General features: G+C 41.7%; 13 protein-coding genes. 9 read left to right on the top strand and 4 right to left on the bottom strand.

The window, feature by feature from the left end:
• The first annotated feature begins 37 nt into the window (after positions 1-37).
• The 5 genes from nt5e (at position 38) to QM911_RS05420 (ending at position 5,960) form a co-directional block, all read left to right on the top strand.
• Positions 38-2,260: a cell surface ecto-5'-nucleotidase Nt5e gene (gene nt5e, locus QM911_RS05400; protein WP_414313339.1), complete on the top strand. Its 2,223-nt coding sequence runs from the start codon at positions 38-40 to the stop codon at positions 2,258-2,260.
• Positions 2,261-2,504: 244 nt separating this feature from the next.
• Positions 2,505-2,945: a zinc-dependent transcriptional regulator AdcR gene (adcR, locus tag QM911_RS05405; RefSeq protein ID WP_049527233.1), complete on the top strand. Its 441-nt coding sequence runs from the start codon at positions 2,505-2,507 to the stop codon at positions 2,943-2,945.
• Positions 2,945-3,649 (top strand): metal ABC transporter ATP-binding protein, encoded by a 705-nt coding sequence (locus QM911_RS05410; protein WP_001269493.1) that lies wholly within the window; start codon positions 2,945-2,947, stop codon positions 3,647-3,649. Before adcR ends, QM911_RS05410 begins: the two co-directional genes overlap by 1 nt.
• Complete coding sequence (locus QM911_RS05415) at positions 3,642-4,448, top strand: metal ABC transporter permease (RefSeq protein WP_061863957.1); 807 nt, start codon at positions 3,642-3,644, stop codon at positions 4,446-4,448. The genes QM911_RS05410 and QM911_RS05415 overlap by 8 nt, the downstream gene beginning before the upstream one ends.
• 9 nt (positions 4,449-4,457) lie before the next feature.
• Entirely contained in the window at positions 4,458-5,960 is a 1,503-nt protein-coding gene (locus tag QM911_RS05420) for a zinc ABC transporter substrate-binding protein AdcA (protein ID WP_414313340.1), read from the top strand.
• Positions 5,961-6,102: 142 nt separating this feature from the next.
• On the opposite strand, the gene QM911_RS05425 is transcribed toward QM911_RS05420, so the two are convergent.
• A complete protein-coding gene (locus tag QM911_RS05425) occupies positions 6,103-6,960 on the bottom strand; it encodes a 5'-nucleotidase, lipoprotein e(P4) family (protein ID WP_414313341.1) in 858 nt (285 codons plus the stop codon).
• 430 nt (positions 6,961-7,390) lie between these two features.
• Here QM911_RS05425 and QM911_RS05430 point away from each other — a divergent pair, with 430 nt between their 5' ends.
• The 3 genes from QM911_RS05430 (at position 7,391) to QM911_RS05440 (ending at position 15,502) form a co-directional block, all read left to right on the top strand.
• Positions 7,391-10,993 (top strand): DNA-directed RNA polymerase subunit beta, encoded by a 3,603-nt coding sequence (locus QM911_RS05430; RefSeq protein WP_414313342.1) that lies wholly within the window; start codon positions 7,391-7,393, stop codon positions 10,991-10,993.
• A gap of 32 nt (positions 10,994-11,025) precedes the next feature.
• Positions 11,026-14,688, top strand: a complete 3,663-nt coding sequence (gene rpoC, locus QM911_RS05435) for a DNA-directed RNA polymerase subunit beta' (RefSeq protein ID WP_414313343.1) — start codon at positions 11,026-11,028, stop codon at positions 14,686-14,688.
• Positions 14,689-14,938: 250 nt separating this feature from the next.
• A complete protein-coding gene (locus QM911_RS05440) occupies positions 14,939-15,502 on the top strand; it encodes a sugar O-acetyltransferase (RefSeq protein ID WP_414313344.1) in 564 nt (187 codons plus the stop codon).
• A gap of 137 nt (positions 15,503-15,639) precedes the next feature.
• Here QM911_RS05440 and QM911_RS05445 read toward each other — a convergent pair whose 3' ends face one another.
• On the bottom strand, positions 15,640-16,323 hold the full coding sequence (locus QM911_RS05445) for a DUF4956 domain-containing protein (protein WP_070461114.1): 684 nt from the start codon (positions 16,321-16,323) through the stop codon (positions 15,640-15,642).
• Positions 16,316-17,092: a polyphosphate polymerase domain-containing protein gene (locus tag QM911_RS05450; protein WP_414313345.1), complete on the bottom strand. Its 777-nt coding sequence runs from the start codon at positions 17,090-17,092 to the stop codon at positions 16,316-16,318. The genes QM911_RS05445 and QM911_RS05450 overlap by 8 nt, the downstream gene beginning before the upstream one ends.
• 207 nt (positions 17,093-17,299) lie before the next feature.
• On the opposite strand from QM911_RS05450, the gene QM911_RS05455 reads away from it, so the two are divergent.
• Positions 17,300-18,535 carry a carbohydrate-binding domain-containing protein gene (locus QM911_RS05455; RefSeq protein ID WP_414313346.1) on the top strand — a complete coding sequence of 412 codons (1,236 nt, stop codon included), beginning with the start codon at positions 17,300-17,302 and terminating at the stop codon, positions 18,533-18,535.
• A 55-nt stretch (positions 18,536-18,590) separates the two neighbouring features.
• On the opposite strand, the gene QM911_RS05460 is transcribed toward QM911_RS05455, so the two are convergent.
• The coding region (locus QM911_RS05460) for an IS3 family transposase (protein ID WP_414313348.1) at positions 18,591-18,684 on the bottom strand (94 nt) is incomplete at its 5' end.

Below are 18,684 nucleotides of genomic sequence, written 5' to 3' on the forward strand. Positions count from 1 at the left end.
TATAATGGTAGGAGAAAGAAGAGAAAGGGATTTCAATATGAATAAACGTTTTTTGTTGCCTGTCCTATCGACAGCCCTATTAGCTCCAGCCTTTTTAGCTGGACAGGTCTATGCTGAAGAAAATACTAGTTCTTCAGAAGCTACAGAAGTTGTGAGCATTACAGAAGCACCAGTAGTGACAGAGACTCCTGAGGTTGCTACAAGTCCGGCAACACCAGCTGAAGAAGCTGCGCCTCAAAAAGAAGAAGCAGATACTGTTATCTTGCATACCAATGACGTGCATGGTCGTATCGTAGAAGAAAAAGGAGTAATCGGAGATGCCAAACTCGCAACGGTTATTGAGAAGGAGCGAGAAAAGAGCGATCAAACGACTCTAGTAGTAGATGCAGGCGATGCCTTCCAAGGTCTACCGATTTCAAACTCTACAAAGGGTGAAGCTCGTGCCAAAATCTTAAACGAGATGGGCTACGATGCCATGGCTGTAGGAAATCATGAGTTTGACTTTGGACTTGATGAAGTTAAAAAATACAAAGAAATTTTGAACTTCCCATTGCTCAGCTCAAACACTTATGTGAATGGAGCTCGTTTATTTGAAGCGGCAACAATTGTTGATAAGAATAAGGATGTTGAAGGTGATGAATTTGTCGTCATCGGTGTGACAACGCCTGAAACAGCTACTAAGACCCACCCTAAAAATGTTAAAGGCGTAACCTTTACAGAGCCTATTGCCGAGGTTAACAAGGTTATCGAAGAAATTCAAGCTAAAGCCTTGGCAGAAGGCAAAGACTACAAACATTATGTTGTTCTCGCTCACTTGGGAGTTGATACAACAACACCTGTAGAATGGCGTGGTTCTACTCTTGCAGAAGCACTTTCAAAAAATCCTCTTTTGAAAGGTAAGCGTGTTACAGTGATTGACGGTCACTCTCATACAGTAGAATCGACTACCTATGGTGACAATGTAACCTACAACCAGACAGGAAGCTATCTCCATAACGTTGGTAAAATCACTTACAAATCTCGCCAATTATTGGGAAATCCTTCACTCATTGCAGCTGCAGATGCTAAGAAATTGGAAGCTAATCCAAAAATTGAAAAACTTGTCAAGGATATCAAACAAAAGTATGACGCTGAAAATGCTATAGAAGTTGTTTCAAATAGTCCAGTTGAATTGAACGGTGACCGTGAAAATGTCCGTGTCCGTGAAACTAACCTTGGAAATGTTGTCGCAGATTCTCTCTATCAATACGGTCAAACAGGCTTTAGTCATCCGACGGATATCGCTGTGACCAATGGTGGTGGCTTGCGTGAAACGATTGCCAAAGATAAGCCAATTACAAAAGGAAATGTCATTGCGGTTCTACCATTTGGGAACACAATTTCCCAAATTCAAGTAACTGGTCAGCAAGTTTTTGACATGTTTGAAAAATCACTCGGGTCTATCTTGCAGGTTGATAAGGCAGGGAAAACTGTCTTGGATGAAAATGGTCAACCATTGTTAGAACCAAGTGGTGGATTCTTACAGATTTCAGGAGCCAAGGTCTACTACGATACAAATCTAGCTGCAGGCAAACGTGTCTTGGCTATTCAAGTTAAGAATCGTACGACTGGTCTTTATGAAAAACTAGATTTGGAAAAAGTTTACTACCTAGCAACCAATGACTTCCTTGCAGCAGGTGGTGATGGTTATACCATGCTTGGTGGTGCCAGAGAAGAAGGCCCTTCAATGGATGCTGCCTTTGAAGATTACCTTAAAACAACTGATTTGACTCAGTATGAAAAGGTAAATCCAAACTCACGCACGATTTCTGTGGAGTCAAAAACATTTAAACTGCCAGAAGATCAAGGTAAAGAGCAAGATCCAGCTAAACCAGGAAAAGATTCAGCAACAGATCCAGCTAAACCAGAAAAAGATCCAGCAATAATTCCTACTCAACCAGGAAAAACTCAGGAAACAACTCCGGCTAATTCAGGAAATGATGCAACTAAGCCAGGAAAAGTTCAAAAGACAACTCCAGCTAAATCGGAGCAAGATTCAGCAACAAAAACAACTCCATCAGGAAAAAATCAGGGAACAACTCCTGCTCAAACATCTACTGTAAAAGTTGATTATAAGGTTGCAGATCAGTTTGCTAACAAGACAGTTGTATCAGAAAAATTACTTCCAAATACAGGTAGTGAGCAATCTATTTTCATGATGCTATTGGGTATGATTCTTGGAGCGACAGCCCTCTGGACTAGTCGTAAACAAGAAAAATAATTCTACAAGATGAAAACATATCAGGTGTTTTCATCTTTTTTCTTGACTCCTTGCTTGGATGTGATATACTTAACTAGTAAAGGAATGGTGTGATACTCAATAAAAATCAAAGAGCAAACTAGGAAGCGAGACGCAGGCTGTACTTGAGTACGCCAAGACGAAGCTGACGTGGTTTGAATTTGATTTTTGAAGAGTATGAAAACCTTATATTTATAGAAATTCCGTTCTGAGAAAGGAGCAAATCATGAGACAGTTGGCAAAAGATATCGATCATTTTTTAAATGAGATTATTCTCAAGGCGGAAAATCAGCATGAAATTCTCATTGGTCATTGTACCAGTGATGTAGCCTTGACCAATACCCAGGAGCATATTCTCATGCTTTTATCAGAGGAGTCGCTCACCAACTCTGAGTTGGCGCGTCGTCTCAATGTCAGTCAAGCTGCCGTTACCAAAGCTATCAAATCCCTGGTTAAGGAGGGAATGTTAGAAACGTCTAAGGATCCTAAGGATGCTCGCGTTGTCTTCTATCAATTGACAGACTTGGCTCGACCTATTGCTGAGGAACACCACCATCATCATGAACATACCCTCTCGACTTATGAGCAGGTTGCCACTCAGTTCACACCAAACGAACAAAAAATTATCCAGCGGTTTTTAACTGCTTTAGTAGGAGAAATCAAGTAATGAGATACATCACAGTAGAGGATTTGTCCTTCTATTATGACAAGGAACCTGTGCTTGAGCATATCAATTACAGTGTTGATAGTGGAGAATTTGTCACACTGACAGGAGAAAATGGAGCGGCAAAGACCACTCTTATCAAGGCTAGTCTTGGAATTCTTCAACCACGAATTGGGAAAGTAACCATCTCAAAGACAAATATTCATGGGAAAAAGCTAAGAATCGCCTATCTTCCTCAGCAGATCGCCAGTTTTAATGCAGGTTTTCCTAGTACTGTTTATGAGTTTGTCAAATCAGGTCGCTACCCAAGAAAGGGCTGGTTCCGTCGTTTGAATGCTCACGATGAAGAACACATCAAGGCTAGTTTAAACTCAGTTGGCATGTGGGAACATCGGGATAAACGCATTGGTTCTCTTTCTGGTGGGCAAAAGCAAAGAGCGGTCATTGCACGTATGTTTGCTTCAGATCCAGATATCTTTATCTTGGATGAGCCGACAACAGGGATGGATGCAGGTACCAAGAATGAATTTTATGAGCTCATGCACCATAGTGCCCACCATCATGGCAAGGCTGTTTTGATGATTACTCACGATCCTGAAGAAGTTAAGGATTACGCAGATCGTAATATCCACCTTGTTCGTGATCAAGATTCGCCATGGCGTTGTTTCAATGTCCATGAAAATGATCAGGAGGTGGAACATGCTTAATCTATTTTCTTATGATTTTATGCAACGGGCCTTTTTGGCTGTTATTGCCATGAGTCTCTTTTCGCCAGTACTGGGAACCTTCCTCATCTTGCGTCGTCAGAGCCTTATGAGTGATACACTGAGTCACGTATCGCTATCAGGTGTGGCCTTTGGTTTGGTTTTAGGGATCTCTCCGACCATCTCGACTATTGCTATTGTCTTGATTGCGGCGGTTTTCCTTGAATATCTCCGTACAGTTTACAAGAGCTTTATGGAGATTGGGACAGCTATTCTCATGTCTACAGGACTTGCAGTTTCACTCATTGTTATGAGTAAGGGTAAGAGCTCTAGTTCTATGAGTCTGGACCAATACCTCTTTGGTTCTATTGTGACTATTAGTCAAGAGCAGGTAATTGGACTCTTTGTCATTGCAGCGGTTGTTTTAATCCTGACCTTCCTCTTTTTAAGACCCATGTACATCTTAACTTTTGACGAGGATACAGCTTTTGTAGATGGTCTTCCAGTGCGCACTATGTCTATCCTCTTTAACATGGTGACGGGTGTGGCTATTGCTCTTATGATTCCAGCTGCAGGGGCACTTTTGGTATCAACTATCATGGTCTTGCCAGCTAGTATCGCTTTGCGTTTAGGGAAGAACTTTAGCTCGGTGATGATTCTTGCCAGCGTTATTGGTTTTCTAGGTATGGTAGCAGGACTTTATATTTCCTACTATGCAGAGACACCACCGAGTGCAAGTATTACCATTATCTTTGTAGTTGTCTTTTTGTTAGTCAGCTTACTCAAACGTTTTATCAAATAGGAGAAGAAAATGAAAAAACTAGGCCTACTTTTGGCAAGTCTTGTGACAGTTTTCTTGGTAGCTTGTTCCAATCAAAAACAAGCAGACGGGAAATTAAATATCGTTACAACTTTCTATCCTGTCTACGAATTTACCAAGCAAGTAGCAGGAGATACAGCCAATGTCGAGCTCTTGATTGGGGCAGGGACAGAACCACATGATTATGAACCATCGCCTAAGGCAGTTGCTAAAATCCAAGACGCTGATGCCTTCGTTTATGAAAATGAGAACATGGAAACATGGGTTCCCAAGCTTTTAGATTCACTAGATGCGAAAAAAGTAAAAACAATCAAGGCTACTGGAGATATGTTGCTTCTTCCAGGAAGTGAAGAAGAGGAAGACCATGACCATGGCGAAGAAGGTCATCATCACGAGTATGACCCTCATGTATGGTTGTCTCCTGCGCGTGCAATCAAACTTGTAGAACATATCCGTGATAGTCTTTCAGCTGACTATCCAGATAAGAAGGCGACTTTTGAACAAAATGCAGCAGCCTATATCGAAAAACTACAAGCCTTGGACAAGACCTATACTGAAGGACTTTCTAGTGCTAAACAAAAGAGTTTTGTGACTCAACACGCGGCCTTTCGTTACTTAGCTTTAGACTACGGACTTAATCAAGTCTCTATCTCAGGGCTTTCGCCAGATGCGGAACCATCGGCAAGCCGCTTGGCAGAATTGACTGAATACATCAAGAAAAATAAGATCTCTTATATCTACTTTGAAGAAAATGCTTCTCAAGCCCTAGCGAATATCCTCTCAAAAGAAACAGGAGTGAAGTTAGATGTTCTGAATCCTCTTGAAAGCTTGACCGAAGAGGACATGAAGGCTGGAGAAAATTATATCTCTGTCATGGAGAAAAATCTCAAGTCTCTTAAGCAAACAACTGATCAGGCAGGGGCAGAAATTGAGCCAGAAAAAGCCGAGGAAACTAAAACCGTTCAAAATGGTTACTTTGAGGATGCAGATGTTAAGGATCGTACCTTGAGTGACTATGCTGGCAACTGGCAGTCAGTCTATCCTTTCCTTGAAAATGGAACTCTAGATCAAGTCTTTGACTACAAGGCTAAATTGACTGGCAAAATGACCAAGGATGAATACAAATCCTACTATCAAAAAGGCTATCAAACTGATGTATCTAAGATTAATATCACGGATAACACTATGGAATTCATCCAAGGTGACCAAAGTAAGAAATATACATACAAGTATGTCGGCAAGAAAATTTTGACTTATAAGAAAGGGAATCGAGGAGTTCGTTATCTTTTTGAAGCGACAGACGCGGATGCTGGACAATTCAAGTATGTTCAGTTTAGCGACCACAATATCGCACCAGTCAAGGCAGAGCATTTCCATATCTTCTTTGGAGGTACTAGCCAGGAAGCCCTCTTTGAAGAAATGGATAACTGGCCAACCTACTATCCAGATGGCTTATCTGGTCAAGAAATCGCCCAAGAAATGCTGGCTCATTAAGATACGATTCACATGATAAAAGCGAACAGGAAAGTTTTCTGGTTATCAGAATCCTCTCTTGTCCGCTTTTTTGAGTTTTGTCAGTTAAAGAGCTTTTGCATTTCTTTTTGTACTTATGGCCTTATTGAATACCAAGTTTTCATTACTTGTCAAAGCCTTGTAAAGCCTTTTCGCGTTCTTCTACTTGTCCCTTGGCATCTAGTTTATTACCACCGTAAACTGCTGTTTCCCATGATCCATACATTGGATTTGGGAAGATGATGAATTTTTCACCAAATTCTTTTTGCAATTCTTCAAGTTGTTTGTCACGATCAGCTTCAGAAGTCTTAGAAAAATCTGCAAAGTCTACAAGGTTATCACCAAATAGTAACACAAGATTTGTCTTTTCTTGAACCGCTTGTCGACGACCTTCTTTGGATTTTACACCACTTTCTAGGAACATGAGGTGATCACGTCCTTGTACAGGAATACCTTCGCTTTCTAGATTTTTAATGGTAGCATCTGCTTGGTCGACTGAACGGTCAGAAATATAGTAGATTTGGACACCGTTTTGATCGGCAAACTGAAGAAAATCTTTAGCACCTGGGACGGCTTTTGCTGCAGCTTTTTGGACCCAAACATCCCAATTTTCAGGTGTGAATGCTGTTCCATCTTTGACATTTTGAACTTGATAAGGACTGTTGTCTAGGACCGTTTCGTCCAAGTCCAAAACAATCGAATAAGGCTTGTCTGATTCTGTTTTCAGTAATTCCTTTAGACGATCTGTAGCAACATTATAACCTTGTAGATACAAGGCTTTTGTTTCGGCCGCTTTTTGATACCAGAGAGTTGACATGGTATTTTCTCTAGACCGTAGTTGGTCGTAAGTCATTGTAATCTGATTGTCAGATGAGTTATTAGCGGATGTTTGTGTTTCTGTGGATTTTGTGGCGCAGCTGGTCAATAAGATGACAGATGCAAGTGCAGAAACGATTGTAACAGTGGTTTTAGCTGTTTTCATAAAATGTCTCCTGTCTATTAATTTCAATAACAGTATAGCATGAGGGAATAGTTAAGGCAAGCGTTTTCCTAAATATGGACTTGATTTTTCAAAGAAAGATGCAGATAATTAACGGATTAGAGGAAGAGAAAAATATTTTAAAACCTTGAAAAATCTAGCTAAATAGGGTATAATATAAATAATCATTTGTCGTAGGTTTTGTCTGAAATATTGTCCGGACAAGGCTCACAGCAGTTAAATCTCCTGAAAAAGTCGGATTTAGCTGCTCTTTTTGTGCTTTTTTTCAGGTTTTTCGGCCTTTGTAACAAAGATTTAAAGATTCTGAAAATTAGTCGAGGGGGATAAGTTGATAGGGTTTTTAGAACCATCTAACGATAATTACTAGCTTAGATCACTAAGCTTGGAACTTTATTTAAAAAGGAGAATCATCTTGGCAGGACATGACGTTCAATACGGGAAACATCGTACCCGTCGTAGTTTTTCAAGAATCAAAGAAGTTCTTGACTTACCAAATTTGATTGAAATTCAAACTGATTCATTCAAAGATTTCCTAGACCATGGTCTGAAGGAAGTGTTTGAAGATGTATTGCCAATTTCAAACTTCATAGACACAATGGAGTTGGAATTTGTTGGCTACGAAATCAAAGAACCTAAATATACGCTTGAAGAAGCTCGTATCCACGATGCCAGCTACTCAGCACCTATCTTTGTAACCTTCCGCTTGATTAACAAAGAAACTGGCGAAATCAAGACACAGGAAGTATTCTTTGGTGATTTCCCAATCATGACTGAGATGGGAACCTTTATCATCAATGGTGGTGAACGTATCATCGTATCACAGTTGGTGCGTTCTCCAGGTGTTTACTTTAATGACAAGGTAGACAAAAATGGTAAAGTGGGTTACGGTTCAACTGTTATCCCTAACCGTGGAGCTTGGTTGGAACTTGAAAGCGACTCAAAAGACATCGCCTACACTCGTATCGACCGTACTCGTAAGATTCCATTTACGACCTTGGTTCGTGCGCTTGGTTTCTCAGGCGATGATGAAATCTTTGATATCTTTGGTGACAGCGATCTTGTTCGTAACACTGTTGAAAAAGATATTCACAAGAACCCAATGGACTCTCGTACAGACGAAGCTTTGAAGGAAATCTACGAACGCCTTCGTCCAGGTGAGCCTAAGACTGCTGAAAGCTCACGTAGCTTGCTTGTAGCTCGTTTCTTTGACCCACGTCGTTATGACTTGGCTGCAGTTGGTCGTTACAAGATCAATAAAAAACTCAATGTTAAAACACGTTTGCTTAACCAAACCATTGCTGAACCATTGGTAGACCCTGAAACAGGTGAAATCTTGGTGGAAGCTGGGACAGTTATGACTCGTAGCGTGATTGAAAGCATTGAAAGCCATTTGGATGGCGATTTGAACAAGATTGTCTACATTCCAAATGATGCGGCTGTAGTAACAGAGCCAGTTGTTCTTCAAAAATTCAAGGTTGTTGCACCAACTGATCCAGACCGTGTTGTAACTATCATCGGTAATGCAAATCCAGATGACAAGGTTCGTATCGTAACTCCTGCAGATATCTTGGCTGAGATGAGCTACTTCCTCAACTTAGCAGAAGGTATTGGTCGTGTGGATGATATCGACCACCTCGGAAACCGTCGCATCCGTGCAGTTGGTGAATTGCTTGCCAACCAAGTACGCCTTGGACTTTCACGTATGGAACGTAACGTTCGTGAACGTATGTCTGTTCAAGATAACGAAGTGTTAACACCTCAACAAATCATTAACATCCGTCCAGTGACTGCAGCGATCAAAGAATTCTTTGGTTCTTCACAATTGTCACAGTTCATGGACCAACACAACCCACTTTCTGAGTTGTCACACAAACGTCGTTTGTCTGCCTTAGGACCTGGTGGTTTGACACGTGACCGCGCTGGATATGAAGTGCGTGACGTGCACTACACTCACTATGGTCGTATGTGTCCAATCGAGACACCTGAGGGACCAAACATCGGTTTGATCAACAACTTGTCTTCATACGGACACCTCAACAAGTATGGTTTCATTCAAACACCATATCGTAAGGTTGATCGTGAAACTGGAAAAGTAACTAACGAAATCGTTTGGTTAACAGCCGATGAAGAAGATGAGTACACAGTAGCACAGGCTAACTCTAAATTGAACACAGATGGCACTTTTGCTGAAAAAGTTGTCATGGGACGTCACCAAGGGGTTAACCAAGAATATCCAGCATCAAGTGTTGATTACATGGACGTTTCTCCTAAACAGGTAGTTGCTGTTGCGACAGCATGTATTCCTTTCTTGGAAAACGATGACTCCAACCGTGCCCTCATGGGTGCCAACATGCAACGTCAGGCTGTACCATTGATTGATCCAAAAGCACCTTACGTTGGTACTGGTATGGAATATCAAGCAGCCCATGACTCTGGAGCGGCTGTAATTGCTCAGTATGATGGTAAAGTTACTTATGCCGATGCTGACAAGGTAGAAGTTCGTCGTGAAGATGGCTCATTGGATGTTTACCATATCCAAAAATTCCGTCGTTCAAACTCAGGTACTGCCTACAACCAACGTACGCTTGTTAAAGTTGGTGACGTTGTAGAAAAAGGTGACTTTATCGCTGATGGACCTTCTATGGAAAATGGAGAAATGGCGCTTGGGCAAAATCCAATCGTTGCCTACATGACTTGGGAAGGTTACAACTTTGAGGATGCCGTTATCATGAGCGAACGCTTGGTGAAAGACGATGTCTACACATCTGTCCACCTTGAAGAATACGAATCAGAAACTCGCGATACAAAGCTTGGGCCTGAAGAAATTACTCGTGAAATTCCAAACGTTGGTGAAGATGCTCTTAAAGACCTTGACGAAATGGGTATTATCCGTATCGGTGCTGAGGTTAAAGAAGGGGATATCCTTGTAGGTAAAGTAACACCTAAGGGTGAGAAAGACCTTTCAGCTGAAGAACGTCTCTTGCACGCTATCTTCGGAGATAAATCTCGTGAAGTTCGTGACACTTCTCTTCGCGTACCCCACGGTGCCGATGGTGTCGTTCGTGATGTTAAGATCTTTACACGTGCAAACGGTGATGAATTGCAATCAGGCGTTAACATGCTAGTTCGTGTTTACATCGCTCAAAAACGTAAGATTAAGGTCGGAGATAAGATGGCCGGACGTCACGGAAACAAAGGGGTTGTTTCTCGTATCGTTCCTGTAGAAGACATGCCTTACCTTCCGGACGGAACTCCAGTCGACATCATGTTGAACCCACTTGGGGTACCATCACGTATGAATATCGGTCAGGTTATGGAGCTTCACCTTGGTATGGCGGCTCGTACTCTTGGTATCCACATCGCAACACCAGTCTTTGACGGAGCAAGTTCAGAAGATCTTTGGTCAACTGTTAAGGAAGCAGGTATGGATAGCGATGCTAAGACTATCCTTTACGATGGACGTACAGGTGAGCCATTTGACAACCGTGTGTCAGTTGGTGTCATGTACATGATCAAACTTCACCACATGGTTGATGATAAATTGCACGCTCGTTCAGTCGGACCATACTCAACAGTTACGCAACAACCACTCGGAGGTAAGGCTCAGTTTGGTGGACAACGTTTCGGTGAGATGGAGGTTTGGGCGCTTGAAGCCTATGGTGCCTCAAATGTTCTTCAAGAAATCTTGACTTACAAGTCTGACGACATCAACGGACGTTTGAAAGCATATGAAGCTATTACAAAAGGAAAACCAATTCCAAAACCAGGTGTTCCAGAATCCTTCCGAGTTCTTGTTAAAGAATTACAATCACTTGGTCTTGACATGCGTGTTCTTGACGAAGATGATCAAGAAGTTGAACTTCGTGATCTTGACGAGGGCATGGACGAAGATGTCATCCACGTAGATGACCTTGAAAAAGCACGTAAAAAAGCTGCTGAAGAAGCAAAAGCTGCTTTTGAAGCTGAAGAAGGTGCAAAAGCGGAAGCAACAGAAGAAGCTACTGAACAAGAATAAGTAGCTCACTTAGAATAGAAAGGGAAGAAATAGTGGTTGACGTAAATCGTTTTAAAAGTATGCAAATCACACTAGCTTCTCCAAGCAAAGTCCGTTCATGGTCTTATGGAGAAGTCAAAAAACCTGAAACAATCAATTACCGTACGTTGAAACCAGAACGTGAAGGACTATTTGACGAAGTCATCTTTGGTCCTACAAAAGACTGGGAATGTGCTTGTGGTAAGTACAAACGCATTCGTTACAGAGGGATTGTTTGTGACCGTTGTGGTGTTGAAGTAACGCGTACAAAAGTTCGTCGTGAACGTATGGGACACATCGAGTTAAAAGCTCCTGTATCTCATATCTGGTATTTCAAGGGGATTCCAAGTCGTATGGGCTTGACCCTTGATATGAGTCCTCGTGCACTTGAGGAAGTTATCTACTTTGCAGCTTATGTGGTGATCGATCCGAAGGATACACCACTTGAGCACAAATCAATCATGACAGAGCGTGAATACCGTGAGCGCTTGCGTGAATATGGCTACGGATCATTCGTTGCTAAAATGGGTGCCGAAGCTATCCAAGACCTCTTGAAACAAGTAGATCTTGAAAAAGAAATTGCTGAGCTTAAAGAAGAATTGAAGACAGCAACTGGACAAAAACGTATCAAAGCTATCCGTCGTTTGGATGTTTTGGATGCCTTTTACAAGTCTGGAAACAAACCTGAATGGATGATTCTTAACATCCTTCCGGTTATTCCACCAGATCTTCGTCCAATGTTGCAGTTGGATGGTGGCCGTTTTGCCTCATCTGACTTGAACGACCTTTACCGTCGTGTTATCAACCGTAACAACCGTTTGGCTCGTTTGCTTGAGTTGAACGCACCAGGTATCATCGTTCAAAATGAGAAGCGTATGCTTCAAGAAGCGGTTGACGCTTTGATTGACAATGGTCGTCGTGGTCGTCCAATTACAGGACCAGGTAGCCGTCCACTTAAATCATTGAGCCACATGCTCAAAGGTAAACAAGGACGCTTCCGTCAAAACTTGCTTGGTAAACGTGTTGACTTCTCAGGACGTTCCGTTATCGCCGTTGGTCCAACTCTTAAGATGTACCAATGTGGTGTGCCACGTGAAATGGCTATCGAGCTCTTTAAACCATTTGTGATGCGTGAAATCGTTGCGCGTGATATCGTGCAAAACGTTAAAGCCGCTAAACGCTTGGTGGAACGTGGAGATGAGCGTATCTGGGATATCCTCGAAGAAGTTATCAAAGAACACCCAGTGCTTTTGAACCGCGCACCGACCCTTCACCGTTTGGGTATCCAAGCCTTTGAACCTGTCTTGATTGACGGTAAGGCCCTTCGCTTGCATCCGCTTGTCTGTGAAGCCTACAATGCCGACTTTGACGGGGACCAAATGGCCATCCACGTACCGCTTTCAGAAGAAGCCCAAGCAGAAGCTCGTATCTTGATGTTGGCTGCTGAGCACATCTTGAACCCGAAAGATGGTAAACCAGTTGTTACTCCATCTCAGGACATGGTTTTGGGTAACTACTACTTGACCATGGAAGAAGCTGGTCGTGAAGGTGAAGGAATGGTCTTCAAAGACCGTGACGAAGCTGTTATGGCTTACCGCAATGGCTATGTTCACCTCCACTCACGTGTTGGTATCGCAACAGACAGTCTTAACAAACCATGGACAGAAGAGCAAAAACACAAAATCTTGCTTACAACTGTTGGTAAGATCCTCTTCAACGATATCATGCCAGAAGGTCTACCCTACTTGCAAGAACCAAATAATGCCAACTTGACAGAAGGCGTTCCAGCTAAATACTTCTTGCCACTAGGTGGAGATATCAAGGAAGCTATCAGCAAACTTGAGCTTAACCCTCCATTCAAGAAGAAAAACCTTGGAAATATCATCGCTGAAATCTTCAAACGTTTCCGTACGACAGAAACTTCTGCCCTACTTGACCGTATGAAGAACCTCGGTTACCACCATTCAACTCTTGCAGGTTTGACAGTGGGTATTGCTGATATTCCAGTCGTTGAAGACAAGGCTGAAATCATCGAAGAATCACACAAACGTGTTGAACAAATTACCAAACAATTCCGTCGTGGTATGATCACAGATGACGAACGCTACAATGCTGTTACAGCTGAATGGCGTGCTGCCCGTGAAAAACTCGAGAAACGTTTGGTTGCCAACCAAGATCCTAAGAACCCTATCGTTATGATGATGGACTCTGGAGCCCGTGGTAACATCTCAAACTTCTCACAGCTTGCCGGTATGCGTGGTCTGATGGCTGCTCCGAACGGACGTATCATGGAATTGCCAATCCTTTCAAACTTCCGCGAAGGTTTGTCAGTACTCGAAATGTTCTTCTCAACACACGGTGCTCGTAAAGGTATGACCGATACGGCTCTTAAGACAGCCGACTCAGGTTACTTGACTCGTCGTTTGGTTGACGTTGCCCAAGACGTTATCATTCGTGAGGATGACTGTGGAACTGACCGTGGTCTCTTGATCCGTTCTATTACTGAAGGTAAAGAGATGATTGAGTCTCTTGAAGAACGTCTCAATGGTCGTTACACTAAGAAAACTGTTAAACACCCAGAAACTGGTGCAGTTATCATTGGTCCAAATGAATTGATCACAGAAGACAAGGCGCGTGAAATTGTCAATGCTGGTGTCGAAGAAGTAACTATCCGTTCAGTATTTACATGTAACACTCGTCATGGTGTCTGCCGTCACTGTTACGGTATCAACTTGGCGACTGGTGATGCGGTTGAAGTTGGTGAAGCAGTTGGTACAATCGCTGCTCAATCTATCGGGGAACCTGGTACACAGCTTACAATGCGTACCTTCCACACGGGTGGGGTTGCCTCAAATACCGATATCACTCAGGGTCTTCCTCGTGTCCAAGAAATCTTTGAAGCCCGCAATCCTAAAGGGGAAGCGGTTATCACAGAGGTCAAAGGGGAAGTTACAGCGATTGAAGAAGATGCTTCAACTCGTACTAAGAAAGTCTTCGTTAAAGGTGAAACTGGAGAAGGCGAATACGTGGTACCATTTACAGCTCGTATGCGTGTTGAAGTTGGGGACCAAGTCTCTCGTGGTGCAGCATTGACAGAAGGTTCAATCCAACCAAAACGTCTCCTTGCTGTACGTGATGTCTTATCAGTTGAAACTTACCTCCTCGGTGAAGTACAAAAAGTTTACCGTAGCCAAGGGGTAGAAATCGGTGACAAACACATCGAGGTAATGGTTCGTCAAATGATCCGTAAAGTTCGTGTTATGGATCCAGGAGACACAGATCTTCTCATGGGAACTCTTATGGACATCAACGACTTTACAGATGCTAATAAGGATGTTCTCATCGCAGGTGGAGTGCCAGCGACTGGTCGTCCAGTCCTTATGGGAATCACCAAAGCCTCACTTGAAACAAATAGTTTCTTGTCAGCAGCTTCCTTCCAGGAAACAACTCGTGTCCTTACAGACGCAGCTATCCGTGGTAAGAAAGACCATCTCCTTGGTCTTAAGGAAAATGTTATCATCGGTAAGATTATCCCAGCTGGTACAGGTATGGCACGTTACCGTAACCTTGAACCACAAGCAGTCAACGAAGAGTCTTACCTAGCATCTTCACAAGAAGAAGCTCCAGTTGATACGACTGTAGAAGAAGTCGTTGAAACTGTTGAAGTAAGTGAATAAGTAGATGTTACTTAAGATCTGAGATGAAAAGATTAATCATTCACTATAGATTCTTAAACACTATATATTAGGTAAAAAAGCGAACAAGGCAGAATTCTGATTGTCAGAAAACTGGATTTGTTCGCTTTTTGTATTTAATGTTAGGTTTGCGTTCTACCTACATTTTTAATTCATAAAGAGCGACTTATTTTAACTTGCTCGAGATACAATACTATGCTACAATCATCTAAAAAAGCAAGGAAATTAAAACATGAAAACAGAATATCAAAAAATGATCGTGGGAGAACCCTATCACCCATTCGACCCAGACCTCCGTTCTCTAGCACAAACAGCGCGACAAAAGCAAGCCGCTTTTAATGAAGAGGTAGATCCAGTAAAAGGTATGGAAATCATCAAAGGATGGTTTGGTTCTACTGGTGAAAATCTCTACATCAACACTCGCTTGATGGTAGATTACGGGGTCAATATTCATCTGGGAGAAAATTTTTATTCCAATTGGAATTTGACCATGTTGGACGTATGTCCGATTACTATTGGTGATAATGCCATGATTGGTCCTAATTGTCAGTTTTTAACACCTCTTCATCCGCTGGATCCCGATGAACGAAACTCGGGATTAGAATTTGGGAAACCAATCACGATTGGCAAGAACTTTTGGGCAGGTGGTGGTGTCATTGTCCTACCGGGTGTTACTTTAGGGGATAATGTCGTTGCAGGAGCAGGAGCGGTCATTACTAAATCTTTTGGAGATAATGTCGTTCTGGCAGGAAATCCAGCACGAGTTATCAAAGAGATTCCAGTTAAAGAAAATTAAAGGTTGTAGAAAGAGAAAATGAAGTCTTTTTCAAAAGAGCTCTTTGAAATCGAAAAGCCTAACCAGTTTCAGTATCAAAAACTTATTGCTAGCAAAAAACGAGGTCGGAATTTTTATCCCAGCCTCGTTTTTCGTCTTTAGAGATTTTTTCTCTTTTTAGCTTTTTTAGTCAATGCCACATCGCATTTATCAATATTTTGTGTAAGATAGCTAGTCACTTGGAAATCATCGACCTCTGCTTTTAGCTCGACTTCATAGACAATGCTAAGATTGTCCCCTGCATTTGTGCTATTGATCGTAATCATGTCAATTTCTGAGCAGAATTGGTCAAGAGCAGATTGGATAGCATCTTGAATCTTCTCTTGATTAGCTACCGTGATTGTTAAAAGTCTACGGCGTTGATTGTCAGTTTTGACCTGTTGATTTTCCAAAAGGAACCAAACACCCAAGATAAAGAGGGTGAAGAGAATAGCCAAGAAGAGATAGCCTGTTCCACAAGCCAAACCGATAATCATGGCTAGGAAAATAGCAATCAGTTCTCTTGAACCACTCGTTGCAGAACGGAAACGAATCAAACTAAAGGTTCCGGCTACAGCAATTGACGTACCCAAGCTCCCATTGACCAGAAAAATAACCAAGGTCATAAGGCAGGGAAGCAGAGTCAAGCTGATAGCAAATTCTCTGGTGTAGAGGGTCCGATATTTGTAGGTCCAAGTAAGTGCCAAACCGAGGACTAGACTGACTAGAAGTGCCAGCAGTAGTTGGAAGGGATCTGCACTTGCAGTGGCGTTGTTGAAAATGGAATTAAATAGATTAAGCATAAGCGATACCTGCGCTTTCTATACTGGGACGTGGTGCATAAGGAAGCCCTTGAGATTTGTGGTAAGCACAACTGTATTTTGAAAATTTGTGCTCCATCAAACCATACTTGTCTAGAATATCTTGTAACCACTGAGGTTTGTTTCCAGGAGCTTTAATCTCCATAATCACAGTATTGTCATCTAATAGAGGGGCCCCTTGATTTCCTGCAAAGAGACTGACATTTTCATCTCTATAGATTAGATTTTGGTCAATGGTGATACGAATTTTATTATAGTCGTAGCCCTCGATGTATTTTTTTTCTTTTAATGAATAACGATCGTAGTAGATGTACATACGAGGCTTGATAGCGAGTTTGTAATCATGCTGAAGTTTTTTCACTTTTTCAATGACGACTGTATCAGTAATGCTAGCATCCAAGTGCCCTTTGGTTATGAAATTGATGATGGAACTAGGAGTTGAGAGCAGTCGGTACTTGCGACCAATCCCTTCTTGGTCCTTAGTTTTGATTTCTAAAAAAACTTGACTATCTATTTTAGCTTGGCTGAGATAGGTCCGCATCCGTACCTTTTCTTTTCGTTTGTCGCCAAGATGCTCATCTTGGAGAATATCAAAGTCTTCTGTATCAAAGTAGATATTTGATATTGTTGAAATTGGATAGTCGTCTTCTACCAAATATTTCTTTAAATCCTGAACCAGTTTGTCTAATATTTTTTTGGAGACAACATATTTGGTTTCAATCCGTTTAAAAGTTGTTTCGATTGGTTTCATAAGTCCTTCTCCTCTAATCTTAGGTTATACTATTTTTAAACAAGGACGAGCTTGTTTGTCTAGGATTTTAAAGAGTTTATCTAAAACTTTTGTTAAATTTAACTTAATTGAAACTAAACTTAAGAAAACTTTCAGAAAAAGTTTAGGCTTATTTTAGGAAAGTCACGTAGACTAAGAGCATGTAAAATGAAAGTCGAGGAAACGAGCATGAAAGCAAAAAAATGGACATTCTTATTAACGAGTATAGCAACTCTAGCACTAGTAACAGCTTGTACCCAGTCAACTTCAAATACAACAGCTAGCAATACTGCGACAACGAAAACGACATCAACTACAGAAGCTAAGAAAACTAGCTATTTTACAGACAAGGACTATGATACTTCTTATGATGAAAAGACAGCAGCAACTGTAACCTTGTCAGAATCAACAGCGAAGGTATCAGGTGATGGAGTTGCCGTATCAGGATCTACCGTTACAATCTCCAAGGCAGGAACCTATGTCATATCTGGTCAATCCGACGGAGTTCAAATCAAGATTGAAGCCGAAAAGACTGATGATGTACATATTGTTCTAAAGGGTGTGACCATGACCAATACCAATGCTGCTATATCTGCAACATCAGCCGGTCATGTTTACCTAACTCTAGCAGATGGCACAACTAATAGCCTATCAGATTCAGCAACTAATAGTGACGAAAAAGCGGATGCAGCGCTCTTCTCTAAAGTGGACTTGACCATCAACGGTAAAGGAACTCTCAATGTAGATGGTAAGAAAAACAATGGTATCAAGGCAAATGATACACTTCACATCACAGGTGGAAGCTACAACATCACAGCAGTCGGGGATGCCTTTAATGTTAATGATGAACTCAACATTACCGGCACAACTATGACTATCGATGCCAAGGAAGACGGAGTTAAGGTCGACAATGATGAGGACACATCTGTAGGAACCATGTATCTCTCTGACAATACCATCACTGTTACTGCTGGAGATGATGGTATCCACGCATCAGGTGATTTGGTTATTGATAGTGGTACCTATACCGTTAAGAATTCTACAGAAGGGCTTGAAGGTAAGTCAATTACTATCAACGGTGGAGATATCGCCATCTATTCAACGGATGATGGTGTCAATGCAGCCAACAAAAATGCTCAACAAAGTGAAATTTTCTTCACTATGAATGGTGGGAACTTGACGGTTGAAGTTGGTCAAGGGGACACGGATCCAATTGACTCAAATGGTAATATTACAGTTAATGGAGGAACCATCAAAATGACTGGTCAAACTGGTTTTGACTTTGATGGAACAGCGACCTACACAGGCGGAGATATCTATCTCAATGGTGAAAAACAAACTGAGATTGTCAGTTCTATGCATGGAGGCGGAGGGGCACCTGGCGGTGGCCCTCAAGGAAATGGAGGCCCTGGTGGACGACCATAAAATAAAAATCTCCTTTCTCGAATGTACTGACCCCAAAAAGTTAGACAAATAATTATTAAAAGGATTTAGTTCTGTACTGCACAGGACTAAGTCCTTTTAGTTTTACCTTAATTCGTTTGTTGTTGTAATAATCAATATAGTCTACAATA

The sequence above is a fragment of the Streptococcus infantis genome (assembly GCF_047460825.1).
GTDB classification, from domain to species: domain Bacteria; phylum Bacillota; class Bacilli; order Lactobacillales; family Streptococcaceae; genus Streptococcus; species Streptococcus infantis_V.

Excerpts from the sequence above, each read along its gene's own strand:
- QM911_RS05440 (WP_414313344.1), top strand. The coding sequence starts at position 14,939 with ATGAAAACAGAATATCAAAAAATGATCGTGGGAGAACCCTATCACCCA.
- adcR (WP_049527233.1), top strand. The coding sequence starts at position 2,505 with ATGAGACAGTTGGCAAAAGATATCGATCATTTTTTAAATGAGATTATT.
- QM911_RS05420 (WP_414313340.1), top strand. The coding sequence starts at position 4,458 with ATGAAAAAACTAGGCCTACTTTTGGCAAGTCTTGTGACAGTTTTCTTG.
- QM911_RS05410 (WP_001269493.1), top strand. The coding sequence starts at position 2,945 with ATGAGATACATCACAGTAGAGGATTTGTCCTTCTATTATGACAAGGAA.
- QM911_RS05415 (WP_061863957.1), top strand. The coding sequence starts at position 3,642 with ATGCTTAATCTATTTTCTTATGATTTTATGCAACGGGCCTTTTTGGCT.
- QM911_RS05450 (WP_414313345.1), bottom strand. The coding sequence starts at position 17,092 with ATGAAACCAATCGAAACAACTTTTAAACGGATTGAAACCAAATATGTT.
- QM911_RS05455 (WP_414313346.1), top strand. The coding sequence starts at position 17,300 with ATGAAAGCAAAAAAATGGACATTCTTATTAACGAGTATAGCAACTCTA.
- QM911_RS05445 (WP_070461114.1), bottom strand. The coding sequence starts at position 16,323 with ATGCTTAATCTATTTAATTCCATTTTCAACAACGCCACTGCAAGTGCA.
- nt5e (WP_414313339.1), top strand. The coding sequence starts at position 38 with ATGAATAAACGTTTTTTGTTGCCTGTCCTATCGACAGCCCTATTAGCT.
- QM911_RS05425 (WP_414313341.1), bottom strand. The coding sequence starts at position 6,960 with ATGAAAACAGCTAAAACCACTGTTACAATCGTTTCTGCACTTGCATCT.